The organism is Bacillus sp. NMCC4, from assembly GCF_002998555.1.
Lineage (GTDB): Bacteria > Bacillota > Bacilli > Bacillales > Bacillaceae > Bacillus.
The window spans coordinates 135,739-147,875 of the sequence record NZ_PVRA01000005.1; the positions used below are offsets into that span (position 1 = coordinate 135,739).

At 42.8% G+C, this 12,137-nt stretch carries 10 protein-coding genes; 4 read left to right on the top strand and 6 right to left on the bottom strand.

The features are described from left to right. The first annotated feature begins 86 nt into the window (after nucleotides 1-86). On the top strand, nucleotides 87-1,478 hold the full coding sequence (gene bcaP / locus C6Y02_RS12350; RefSeq protein WP_106031358.1) for a branched-chain amino acid transporter BcaP: 1,392 nt from the start codon (nucleotides 87-89) through the stop codon (nucleotides 1,476-1,478). Between the two features lie 204 nt (nucleotides 1,479-1,682). Here the strand turns inward: bcaP and C6Y02_RS12355 are convergent, their stop codons facing one another. Further along, on the bottom strand, nucleotides 1,683-3,098 hold the full coding sequence (locus tag C6Y02_RS12355; RefSeq protein WP_106031359.1) for an SLC13 family permease: 1,416 nt from the start codon (nucleotides 3,096-3,098) through the stop codon (nucleotides 1,683-1,685). Nucleotides 3,099-3,360: 262 nt separating this feature from the next. On the opposite strand from C6Y02_RS12355, the gene pbp4 reads away from it, so the two are divergent. Continuing rightward, nucleotides 3,361-5,400, top strand: coding sequence for a penicillin-binding protein PBP4(5) (gene pbp4 / locus C6Y02_RS12360; protein WP_106031360.1), 2,040 nt, complete (start codon nucleotides 3,361-3,363; stop codon nucleotides 5,398-5,400). Between the two features lie 134 nt (nucleotides 5,401-5,534). After that, nucleotides 5,535-6,773 carry an MFS transporter gene (locus C6Y02_RS12365; protein ID WP_034664564.1) on the top strand — a complete coding sequence of 413 codons (1,239 nt, stop codon included), beginning with the start codon at nucleotides 5,535-5,537 and terminating at the stop codon, nucleotides 6,771-6,773. Between the two features lie 35 nt (nucleotides 6,774-6,808). On the opposite strand, the gene C6Y02_RS12370 is transcribed toward C6Y02_RS12365, so the two are convergent. Genes C6Y02_RS12370 through rfbF form a run of 5 tightly spaced genes read right to left on the bottom strand, consistent with a single transcriptional unit; the run spans nucleotide 6,809 to nucleotide 11,590 of the window. After that, nucleotides 6,809-7,738, bottom strand: coding sequence for a putative nucleotide-diphospho-sugar transferase (locus tag C6Y02_RS12370; RefSeq protein ID WP_106031361.1), 930 nt, complete (start codon nucleotides 7,736-7,738; stop codon nucleotides 6,809-6,811). Next, on the bottom strand, nucleotides 7,739-8,929 hold the full coding sequence (locus C6Y02_RS12375) for a glycosyltransferase family 2 protein (RefSeq protein ID WP_060595732.1): 1,191 nt from the start codon (nucleotides 8,927-8,929) through the stop codon (nucleotides 7,739-7,741). Beyond that, nucleotides 8,926-9,837, bottom strand: coding sequence for a putative nucleotide-diphospho-sugar transferase (locus C6Y02_RS12380; RefSeq protein WP_060595731.1), 912 nt, complete (start codon nucleotides 9,835-9,837; stop codon nucleotides 8,926-8,928). Before C6Y02_RS12380 ends, C6Y02_RS12375 begins: the two co-directional genes overlap by 4 nt. 12 nt (nucleotides 9,838-9,849) lie before the next feature. Next, a complete protein-coding gene (locus tag C6Y02_RS12385) occupies nucleotides 9,850-10,821 on the bottom strand; it encodes a GDP-mannose 4,6-dehydratase (RefSeq protein ID WP_025092661.1) in 972 nt (323 codons plus the stop codon). Nucleotides 10,822-10,825: 4 nt separating this feature from the next. After that, on the bottom strand, nucleotides 10,826-11,590 hold the full coding sequence (rfbF, locus tag C6Y02_RS12390) for a glucose-1-phosphate cytidylyltransferase (RefSeq protein WP_060595730.1): 765 nt from the start codon (nucleotides 11,588-11,590) through the stop codon (nucleotides 10,826-10,828). Nucleotides 11,591-11,945: 355 nt separating this feature from the next. Here rfbF and C6Y02_RS12395 point away from each other — a divergent pair, with 355 nt between their 5' ends. After that, nucleotides 11,946-12,095 (top strand): DUF1540 domain-containing protein, encoded by a 150-nt coding sequence (locus tag C6Y02_RS12395; RefSeq protein WP_003213883.1) that lies wholly within the window; start codon nucleotides 11,946-11,948, stop codon nucleotides 12,093-12,095. Nucleotides 12,096-12,137 lie beyond the last annotated feature (42 nt).

A 12,137-nucleotide genomic window follows, 5' to 3' on the forward strand; every position in this document is an offset into this window, starting at 1 on the left:
GCGTTTTTCAACCAATTGACTAAATTGTCAATTACGCATATACTAACATTCGTCTTACGAAAAGATTTATCCATTAGGAGGTCAACATGAGTTCTTTATTTCGAAAAAAGTCTCTCGACCAGCTCATGCTTGAAAGTCAAACGAAGCGGCTTAGCCGATCGTTAAATACGTTTGATTTAATCTTGCTTGGCATTGGCTGCGTGGTCGGGACTGGTATCTTTGTGATTACGGGGGTTGCGGCAGCAAAGGATGCGGGACCTGCGATTATTATATCTTTTATTTTGGCTGCGATCGCATGCGCCCTTGCTGCTTTTTGCTACGCTGAATTCTCCTCGTCCATTCCTGTGTCAGGAAGCGTCTATACGTATTCCTACGCCACACTTGGGGAATTTCTCGCCTTCTTAATGGGCTGGGATCTCATGCTTGAATATGTCATTGCGCTCTCTGCTGTAGCAAGTGGATGGTCGTCCTATTTTCAATCACTGCTCAGTGGATTCGGTCTGCACATACCGAAGGCTTTATCAGCTGCACCTGGAGCCGCTGATGGTGCCGTCTTTAACCTTCCAGGCGCACTTATTATTTTACTCATCACCTTTATCGTCTCAAGAGGCGTCAAAGAAAGCACGAAGCTGAATAACATCATTGTGTTAATCAAAATTGCCATCGTCCTTCTCTTTATCATTTCAGGCTTTGCTTACGTCAAACCTGAAAACTGGACACCCTTTATGCCGATGGGCTTTGAAGGAGTGATCGCAGGCGCGGCAACAGTCTTTTTTGCTTATCTCGGATTTGATGCGATCGCCAATGCATCTGAAGAAGTCAAAAATCCGCAAAAGGCGATGCCGGTTGGCATTATCGGGGCGCTCGGTGTTTGTACCATTTTATACATCGGTGTGTCCTTTGTCTTAACCGGCATGGTTCACTATACGAAACTGAATGTCAGTGACCCTGTCGCATTTGCTCTTCAAGTCGTTGGCCTTCATAGTGTGGCAGGTATCATATCAGCCGGTGCCATTATTGGGATCACAACGGTTTTAATTGCCTTGGTCTATGCGCAGGTTCGCTTAACCTTTGCGATGAGCCGCGATGGACTCATGCCAAAAATTTTCTCAAATGTTCATCCAAAATCGCAAACACCCGTTGCCAACACTTGGCTGACAGGTGCTGTCGCAGCATGTATCGTAGGTTTTGTGAATTTATCGACGCTTGCGAATTTAGTGAGTATCGGTACACTTGCTGCCTTTACGGTGATTTCAATTGCCGTCATTGTTTTACGGAAAAAGCACCCGAATGTCAAAGCAGCGTTTAAAGTACCATTCGTGCCTGTTCTTCCGATTATCAGTGCGGTCATTTGTATCACACTTGCGACGACCCTTTCATGGGTGACTTGGAGAGCCTTCCTTATCTGGGTGGCCATTGGTGTCGTTGTTTACTTCACCTATGCAAGACGAAAAAGTCATCTTAATGAAACACATTAGAAAAGAGACACGGGGTTTCCCGGTCTCTTTTTTTTGCTTAAATCACGCTGTTTTTGGCTGAATTTGAGTCCACCAAGTCTGGATCTAACACGCTTATTACACGCCAAAGGACACTCACATCAAAAAATCCACACCAGCACCGAAACCAAAAGAAACAAAAACACCGACGGTCTCGATTCGATCAAAGCCATCTTCTTAACCCGCTCAGCTTTTAAACACAATCGGGAGCCAGAAATAAACCGCAAGGACAATCGCCACAATACTGATGATATTTAACCAAAAGCCTGCCCTGACCATATCAGATATTTTCAGCACGTCCGCACTAAAGACAGCGGCGTTTGGCGGTGTGGAGATCGGCAGCATAAACGCACATGAAGAAGCCAAAGCAGCCGCAGCCATTAACCCATATGGCTCCATGCCAATCGCAAGCCCAAGCCCTACCGTAATCGGAATAATCATATTGGCAACAGCTGTATTTGACATAATTTCAGTCATAAACAAAATCGATCCCGTTAAAATGATCAACAGCACGATATACGAAAGCCCATTTAAATGCTGTAGATTTTCCCCAATCCATCCCGTTAGATTGGTTTCTGCAAAGCCCGTAGCGAGCGAAAGCCCACCTCCAAACAAAAGCAAAAGCCCCCACGGCAGCTGTTTCATATCCTGCCATTCTAATATTCTCTCTCCATTTGTTGCTGGAATGAGAAATAACAGCATGGCACCGAAAATGGCGATAGACGTATCAGATACGGTGATCCCTCCAAACAAAAAGAGCTTAAAAATCCACAAAAACGCCGTCATGAGAAAAACAACAAACACCCATTTTTCCTCTTGTTTCATTTTTCCTAAATTCTCTAATCCCTTTCGAATGAACGCTACACTCATTTCACCTGTGTGCTCTACCTTGAACTGTACCTTGGTCAAATACAGAAATAAGAGAATGAGCAGAATCATCGCAACAGGAAAACCAAACAAAAACCATTCAAAAAACATAATTTCCCGATCTAGCAGTTTTTTTGACATCGCAGCAAACACCGCATTTGGCACAGATCCGACAAGTGTTGCTAGACCACCAATTGACGCTGAATACGCAACCGACAATAAGATGCTTTTACTGAATCGATCAAGAGATGGACCAGATAAGATTTCATTAGCCTTGACCTCTTTAATCACTGCAAGTGCCACTGGGAGCATCATCAGGGCTGTCGCTGCATTCGAAATCCACATAGATAAAAAAGCAGTCGCGATCATGACACCTAATACAATGCGATCACTTCTTGTGCCAATCACCCTCAAAATGTGTAAGGCCATTCTTCTATGTAAGTTCCATTTTTCAATGGCAATAGCAATCATAAATCCTCCCATGTACATAAAAACGATCGGATCTCCATAAGCCCTTGATGTCTGTTCCATAGAAAGCCCGCCAAGTGTCGGCAGTAGGATGATGGGCAATAAAGATGTTGCAGGTATGGGCAGTGCTTCTGTCACCCACCATGTTGCCGTCCAAGCCGTAATGCCCAAGACTACCCTCGCAGCATAGGTCAATTCATCTTCAGGTATGAGAAACAGAACGAGCAAGAAGAGTGTCGGTCCAAGAATAAGTCCAATTACATTCACTTTTTTATAAACGATAACAATTCCCCCCTATTGAAAGCGCTTGTCATATTTTTTCTAATTTTCCACATTCGATGATCTCTTAAGAAATCCTTTAAATCATAAGAAAAAATGAAGATATCTTTCATAAAAACAGCTGTCATTTTACTCCCATTTCCAATACCATGACATGATGCCTTGGTCTATTTTCATAGAAGAAACTATACAAATCATGTGCAATCACTGTAAAATATAGAAGATCTAATCAAAAATTGAGGTGTTTTCATTGTATACGGATCAAAGAAAATCATTTTGGAAACAGAAAAAATTCATTATTCCTCTTCTTAGCATCATCGTGATAGCAGCTGCTCTCTTTTTCTTAAAAGATACTCTTTTCTCAAAAGAAAAAGAGGCTTTAAAAGCGGCTCAATCCTTTACGAAACAATTGGAGAAGAAAGACTTTACGAAGCTGGCTGATGAGGTAACGAGTACGTCTTTGAAAGCCAATGACTTCTCAAAAAAACAACTAGCCGAAAAATATGACAATATCTTTAACGGAATTGGTGCTTATGATCTGAACATATCAAAGCTCAACGTCGAAAAACAGGACAAAGGAAATGGGTATCAATTTTCCTATGATGTGACAATGAAAACGTCTTTTGGCAAGCTGCACAAGCTTTCTTACAAGGGCGTTCTCTCAGAAGAAGATGACAAGTGGAAAGTGGACTGGAAGCCAAATCTCATCTTCCCGCAAATGGAGAAGGGAGATACTATCAAAGTCAAATCAGACCCTGCTGTCCGTGGAAACATTGTAGACCGAAAAGGGCGTACGCTGGCAGAAACAACTGGTGGAAACGCACTTGGCATCATCCCAGGTAAACTCGGAACAGGGAAAGAAAAAGAACGCAATATCAAAAAAATCAGCAAGGCGTTTGATATAGACGAAGAACTGATTGACAATCAGCTGAAACAAGCATGGGTCACAGACGACACGTTTGTCCCGCTCAAATCAATGTTAGAGCAAAAGCCGATTCCAAAGGATGTAAAAGGCGTCACCTATCAATCGAAGGAAATGCGTTACTATCCTTATAACGAAGCCGCCGCCCACCTCACCGGCTATGTCGGAAAAGCAAATGCAGATGATATCAAAAGAAATCCGGCATTAAAAGCAGATCAAATCATCGGCAAAACCGGCCTTGAATTTACGTTTGACAAAAACCTGCGTGGACAAGATGGCGGAAGCATTCTGATCGTCCATGATGAAACAGGCATTGAAGAAACATTGCAAAAATCAGATCGAAAAGATGGAAAAACAGTGAAGCTGACCATTGATGCTTCCTTACAGAAAAAAACCTATGAACAGCTAAAAGGTGAAAAAGGGGCCGTCACGATCATGAATCCATCATCGGGGGATCTATTAGCGCTTGTCAGCGCCCCTTCCTACGATGTCAATCTCATGACAAATGGGATCACACCTAAGCAATATCAGGTATACAGTGAAAACCCAGACCTCCCATTCCAAGCCCGGTATGCGAGCCGGTATGCACCAGGGTCTACATTCAAAACCATTACAGCGGCCATTGGGCTGGAAACAGGTGTCACAAAACCTAATAAAGTACGCACCATTCATGGACTGAAATGGCAAAAGGATCAATCTTGGGGCAATTATCGAATTACACGGGTTCACGATAAAGAAAACGTAAATATGGTCGATGCCCTCGTGTACTCAGACAATATTTACTTCGGACAGGAAGCACTGGAAATTGGCAAAGACACCTACGAGAAAAAAGTAAAAGCATTTGGGTTTGGCGAAGATTTGCACATGCCATTTACAATGAAACCAGCACAAGTATCGAACGATGGCATTCAATCGGACATCTTACTTGCTGACTCTGCCTATGGCCAAGGCGAATTACTCATGTCACCGATTGAACAAGTACATGCCTATTCTCCATTTGCAACAGGAGGCAAGCTTGTCTATCCTCGAGTCGTTCAAGATGAAAAAACAGCATCACCAAAACAAATCATCAAAGAAGACTCGGCAAACTCAGTGAAAGACGCGCTGACTCAGGTCGTGACCAGTCCAAACGGTACAGCTCACTCCTTACAAATTGAAGGAGCTGATATTGCCGCTAAAACAGGAACGGCAGAGCTGAAGAGCAAACAAGGGGCAACAGACGGTTCTGAAAATGGATTTTTACTTGCATTTAATCCTAAAAAAGAAGATTACGTCCTCGTCGGCATGATTGAAGGTGTGAAAAACCGCGGCGGAAGCGGACTCGTCATTCAAAAAATGAAGCCTGTGATCGCATCTTTTTATCAATAACCCTTTAGAGACACAAGCACTTGTGTCTCTTTTTTCTAAATCATGACAATTTGCTATTGTTTTATAGTTCACCTTATGAATAAAATGAGAAGAATGCAAAATAGAAAACAGTTGAATGAAAGGAGGAAGTCTCATTGGCTATTGCTGCTCGTACAAAGGATAAACCTCAAAATTCTGTCACCGGATCAACGGTTTACCCCATTTTATTGATTATTGGCATTTGCCATATGCTGAACGACACATTGCAAGCCGTTATTCCTGCGATGTTCCCTATTTTAGAACGCTCAATGGGGCTGACCTTTACACAATTAGGGCTGATTGCCTTTACATTAAATATGGTCTCCTCCGTCATGCAGCCCGCTATTGGGTGGTATACAGATAAACGGCCGATGCCTTATGCACTCCCGATTGCTTTATTTTCTAGTGCTGTCGGTATATTCGGGCTTGCGTTTGCGCCTTCCTTTGCCACCATTTTGCTTTGCGTTGTCTTTATCGGACTCGGCTCTGCAATTTTCCATCCAGAGGGCTCTCGTGTTGCCAACATGGCAGCTGGTCCAAGACGAGGACTTGCACAGTCCATCTATCAAGTAGGCGGAAATACAGGTCAAGCCTTTGCTCCGCTGATCGCTGCATTAATGCTCGTCCCTCTCGGTCAGCCAGGCGTGGCTTGGTTTACGATTGTTGGAATGATTGCTGTCGGTTTCCTTCTTTATATTTCAAGATGGTACGCAGGAAGACTTCAAACCATTCGAGCTCAAGCGAAAAAGGCTCCAGCAAAAGCTGCAAGATCTGATATTCATCGTAAGTCAGCACTCACAGCACTTGGCATTATCGTCTTTCTCATCTTTGCCCGCTCTTGGTATGGGAATGCGATATCGAATTTCTATGCGTTTTATGCGATTGAACAATATGGATTGACGATTAAAGAATCACAGACTTATATTTTCTTATTTCTCATTCTAGGTGCAATAGGGACATTTTTAGGCGGGCCGCTTGCAGACCGCTTCGGCAAGAAAACCGTGATTTTAATTTCCTTATTGGCATCCTTTCCACTTGCCCTGCTGCTGCCATTTGCCGGACCTGTTTTTGCTTATGTTTTACTTGGACTAATTGGGGTCATTCTGACATCAAGCTTCTCTGTCACAGTCGTTTATGCTCAAGAACTATTTCCCGGGAAAATTGGCACAATGTCTGGTTTAACTGTTGGGCTTGCGTTTGGTATGGGTGCAATTGGATCAGTCGCTCTAGGCTCATTCATTGATGCCTTCGGTTTAACGCCTACCATGATCGGAGTCGCCTTTTTACCGATATTAGGCATCCTGGCCTTCTTACTACCTAGCGATCAAACCATCTCCAAATGGAATGAATCATAAAAAGGAGAAAACCGCTCAGTTATTGAGCGGTTTTTTCATATCTCATAAAAATGCGTGTCAGGAACGTGCTTCTTTGCAATAAACCCTTGCTGAAATTCTGGAAAGACCTTTTGCACCTGTTTAATTTTTTGATGAACCAAATCGGCATACGGAATATATAGATGATCCACTAGATTTTGTTCTGTCATATAGTAATACCAATTAAGATTAAAGGTATTCTCATCAATGATCGTAAAGGCAGAAAAATGATAGAACAAGAGTGGATATTCGTCGAGATACATATCCCCTTTCACAACTGAAAACTTGTAGTTTTCAATATTCCAAATGGCGGCATTGGCTCCTTTAGATGTCACCACATGGACCCCTTCAAAATCATCGATCCATCTTTCAACATACCGCTGATCTCCATACGTCTTATTTTCTGTATCCATTTCTACTGTACAGTGTGCAAGACAGTTTTCCTTCCATTGTGTGACCGCCTGTTTGGCAACGTCTGTGTTGCGGCAGCCGACAAATCCAGTATTAAAGCGGCCAGACAACTCATAAAAGTGATAGAACCGCTTGGAATTCATATGATCCGTCAAAAATAAATGAGCGAGTGGATTCTCTGCAAATACCGCCTCTGGATCATGATAAAAATACAAATCCGTATCCAAATGGGCGAGATAATCCGCTTCTGAGGACTCAAGGATTTTGAGCAGAAAAGCAGGCTTTAACGTCCAGCAATACTCATGGAACGTCCGATCATCTTTTGCCTTTCGCAGCGTGTCATCTTCAATGTCTTCAAGCTGTTCATATTGAACGTGCGGATGAGGGAATTCACTTAACACCTTGTAAGCCAATGGGTCCGCACATAAAACCGACAGCTTGAATGAATGGGCGGTTTGTTCAAGCGAATGAATCAGCGCCAAAAGCTTAAAAATATGGGTATTCGACACAATGGTTGTAAAATGATAAGATGCCATCTATAACACATCCACTTGAAACAAATCAACGCGTAATAGCTCTTTCGTCAGCCCTTGAATGGCTTCTACAAGCACTGTGCAGCCATATTCCTGCCGTGCAAGCTGCGCTGCTTCTGACAGCTTTTTCAAAGGGACATGCTTTGCTGTCAGCTGATCTTTTTTATCGCGTTTGATGCCTACATTCCGCTCTGTGATCAAATGAAGCAGCTCTAAAAAATAAGAAAGCAGACCATCGAATGCCGGATTTTCACGCAGCTGCCGGACCTCTTTCACAATGTCATTTGTGACGGTGTGAGAAAATGGACCAGAGAAAGCCAAATGGACATCAATGGCATCAATATTGTTGTACTTCTCGCACATATACAAAATGTTATATTTGATGTCATCAAATGACGTTAAATTACTTGGATGCTCCTGATGCACACTCATGATATCCTCTCGCAATTCAAACGAGAGACCAAGCTGATGCAGACGAATTCCTAAATCATAATCCTCAAACCCGTACCGAACGATATTTTCATCAAACATCCCGAGTGCCATGACATGCTTACGTTTGACAGAGGAGTTATTCGTAATAAAAAATCGCCACGGCAGCTCATAAGAGCCTAAATCATAGTTATACGTGCGCAAAATGTCTTTGAGAATATCAATAAACTCAGACTGCAAATCGAAGCTTTTCTCTAGAAATCCACCATTTTCAACTTCCTTCATTGATAAAAGAGGCGTTTTATCTTTCATTTTCCGCTTATACAAGCCTTGCTTTTTCAACCGATTGATATGATCCTGATCAAATGCTTCGTAAAAATAACGATAAATCCGCTTCCAGCATACACCACAAATCACAAGGTCCTCATGAACAGCATGTGCCTCCGCATGCTTTTGAATAAATTGCGGCTCTGCCAGCATATCGCTGTCATGGAATATCAGCAGGTCTCCCTCCGCCTCGCGAATGGCATGATTGCGACCCTTGGCAATCCCTTGATTGACAGGAATACGTACCTTTTTAAACGGGAAATTCACCTCAATGTTCTCAAGCATTTCCATCGTGCCGTCCGTTGACCCATTATCAGCGACAATCACCTCAAATGGAATATCCGTATCCTGAAGCGTTAAGGAAAAAAGACTCCCTTCTAAACGCTCTTTGGCATTATAGCTTGGAATAATGACGCTTACCTTTGGCTTCTCATTCATGCGTCATCCCCCTCCAATTTGGCATAGCCGTTAAACAGCGGATCGACCTTCTCAACAGATTCAATCACATGGCGCAGCACGTTTCGATAGGCTTCTTGGAAAAACGGCAGATCATTTCTCCCTTTTTCATGAATTTGCTGCATCTCATCCTTGCTCACGATGCGAAAGCCGCTGAAATGATAGCAAATGAGCGGATGCCCATCGTCCAGCAAAATACGTCCATTCTCTTCCCGATAAGAATGCTGCCCATAGTTCCAATGACCAATATTCACGCCTTTTGTTTGAATATCTTCCACTTTTTCAAACAGCTTCGGCATATGATCCAAATATCCTTGATCGCCAAACTTGCCTTCTCCCGGCGCATTTTTGCATTCCTTCAAGCATTCTTCTTTCCACCAGCTGAGGCATTTCCGGCCGGCTTCATCTCCTTTAAAATACAGGAAGCCTGAGTTATATCGTCCTAAAAGCTTCTGAAGCATCTTCACTTCCTCAGGATCGAAGCTCGGAATCACAATATCCCCTCTCGAGAGTAAAACAGAGGCATCCGGCTGATGTTGAAAAATCGCTTTCGGGCTCTCATAAAAAAATAAATCCGCATCAAGATAGGTTACGCCCTCTGCCTGCTCCTGTTCAAATAACCACTCAATCCAAATCGGCTTTAATGTCCAGCAATATTCCGAGGCATCCCGTTCCTCTTTTTTCTCCAGCAGCTCCGGCGTTTCGAGCTCCCGTACATGAACAAGATCGACATGAGGAAAATTCATTTGATGAAGCAGATCAAATGCAGCATCATCCATACATAACGTCTTGATGACAGCATCATCTTCTACTTGCTTCAATGATAAGAAAAACGCAATGGCTTGATAAAGTCTTCCACTTGATAGAACCGTACAATATATGCTGTTCATCTACTTACACCTCTATTTTTGAAAGAATTCGCGGTACCATTCAATCGTCTTCTCTAAACCTTCATCAATGGAATAGTCAGGCTTCCAATCAAGCAGCTTTCTCGCCTTTTCTGCCGACAAATATTGATGCTTAATCTCATGCGTTCCTTGGTTTAAAATACGCGGCTTCAGTTCACTGCCCATTGCCTTTAAAATCTTATCCACGAGCTCAAGCACCGTCAGCTGAATTTCATTACTAAAATTAAAAGCTTCTCCAGCGAGCCCTTTTTCCTCCATCTTCTCAGCTAGCAGCAAATAAGCCTTGACCGCATCTTCAATGTAGAAATAATCACGAATAAATGTCCCATCACTTCTAATTTCAGGTGCCTTTCCTTCTAGCACAAGCTGGATGGTTTGCGGAATGATTCTGTTGAAATTTAAATCCCCGCCCCCGTATAAATTGCCGCAGCGTGTAATACAAACCGGAAGACCATATGTGTTGTAATACGTGTGAGAAATTAAATCTGCACAGCTCTTCGATACATCATACGGATGTTTCCCATTTAACGGCATATCTTCATCGTATGGAAGCTGCTCCTGATCGCCGTATGCTTTGTCACTTGATGCAACGATGACTCGTTTAATCAGCGGCTGTCTTCTGCAAGCCTCCAGTACATTCCATGTCCCTAAAATATTGGCTTCAAATGTAGAAACAGGGTGTCTATTTGCGACCCCAACAATGGCCTGCGCCGCCAAATGGAAGACAGTATCAATTTCGTATTCTCCTAACGCACGTTCAATCGTTTGCATATCCTCCAATGCACCTTGCACCACATTCATCTTTTCGAATTGACTGCCTTGATATAAATTCGATCGAGGCACCTGATCACGCACAAGTCCAGTTACGTTTGCACCTTGATCAATCAATTCCTTGACGAGATAGCTTCCCAATAGTCCTGTACATCCAGTCACAAATACGTTTTTCCCATTCCAAAATCCGCTCATGCCGTCACCAAACCTTCCATGGTTGTTTTCCATTTGTCCACATGCCATTGATTTCCTTCAGGTTCTTATACGTATCGATCGCTGTCCAAAATCCGTGGTGTTCATAAACCGCAAGCTCTCCATCATTCGCCAGATTTTGAAGAGGCTCCGCTTCAAACACGCATTGATCATCGTCTGTCAAATAGTCAAATACCTTTGGAGACAACACAAAAAATCCTCCATTGATCATCCCGATACTGTCTGTCTTCTCAGAGAAGGATTGTGCCATCCCGTTATATACCTTCAACGTCCCGTACTGTGACTTCTTTTCAATTCCTGTGACAGTCGCAGCAGCCCCAAGATCCTGATGACGCTTCAGCAGATGAAACATATTGATATTGGCAAGTCCATCACCATACGTCATCATGAATGTCTCATCCCCAATGTAGTCCTGTGCCTGCTTTAACCGTCCGCCTGTCATCGTCTCCTCACCCGTATCTAAAAAGGTGATTTTCCAGTTCTCTAACTTTCCTAAAAGCTTCATTTCTCCTGTTGCCATATCCAGCTGCATGCTGTGATGCCGCCAGTCGTAGTTCAGAAAATATTCTTTGATCTTCTCTCCTTTATATCCAAGCAATAAGATAAACTCATCTACTCCGTAATACTGATAGATTTTCATAATATGCCATAGAATAGGCCGATCTCCGATCATAGCAAGTGGTTTAGGAAGCGCTTGTGTGACCTCACTCATTCTCGTTCCCTTTCCTCCGCAGAGAATGACTGCTTTCATCTTCTCCCCTCATCTCTCTATGAAAATTTTTGATTGAAAACCTTATCTTTATGCGGAAAATCAGTACATGTACCCTCAGACTTTGTCCGACATCAGGTTTTGAATCTACTCTATTCATATGTCGAAATGAGAGATGGTGCCACCTAGCATTTAACTATTTTTACAAATAAAAAAAGAGCGAGATTTGTATTCTCGCTCTTTCAAAGTTTAAATTGTATATTATCAGGGTAGATGGTATGATAAACATGTGCATCATCAGCACAAACAGCCTCTTTTTATAAAGAGACTACTAGATGGAATGAATTCAAGTGGCAGCTTGCTTCATTCTCAATATGAATCACGGAGGTGAATTCCCATGGCACAAAACGTACTTTGTGAAGTGAACTCTTGCCGTTTTTGGGCTGATAACAGCTGTACTGCTTCTACCATTAAAATTGGTAAAAACACAATGACTGATGTGACTCGCAATGCCGAAACTGATTGCGAAACATTTGAAACAAAATAAGTTGTTTTTCTGAGATGAAGGAACTGGCAGGTTCCTTCTTTT

What these genes read in the sequence shown, in the direction of transcription:
- bcaP (WP_106031358.1), top strand. Translation starts at nt 87, where the DNA reads ATGAGTTCTTTATTTCGAAAAAAGTCTCTCGACCAGCTCATGCTTGAA.
- C6Y02_RS12370 (WP_106031361.1), bottom strand. Translation starts at nt 7,738, where the DNA reads ATGGCATCTTATCATTTTACAACCATTGTGTCGAATACCCATATTTTT.
- C6Y02_RS12375 (WP_060595732.1), bottom strand. Translation starts at nt 8,929, where the DNA reads ATGAATGAGAAGCCAAAGGTAAGCGTCATTATTCCAAGCTATAATGCC.
- C6Y02_RS12380 (WP_060595731.1), bottom strand. Translation starts at nt 9,837, where the DNA reads ATGAACAGCATATATTGTACGGTTCTATCAAGTGGAAGACTTTATCAA.
- C6Y02_RS12385 (WP_025092661.1), bottom strand. Translation starts at nt 10,821, where the DNA reads ATGAGCGGATTTTGGAATGGGAAAAACGTATTTGTGACTGGATGTACA.
- rfbF (WP_060595730.1), bottom strand. Translation starts at nt 11,590, where the DNA reads ATGAAAGCAGTCATTCTCTGCGGAGGAAAGGGAACGAGAATGAGTGAG.
- C6Y02_RS12395 (WP_003213883.1), top strand. Translation starts at nt 11,946, where the DNA reads ATGGCACAAAACGTACTTTGTGAAGTGAACTCTTGCCGTTTTTGGGCT.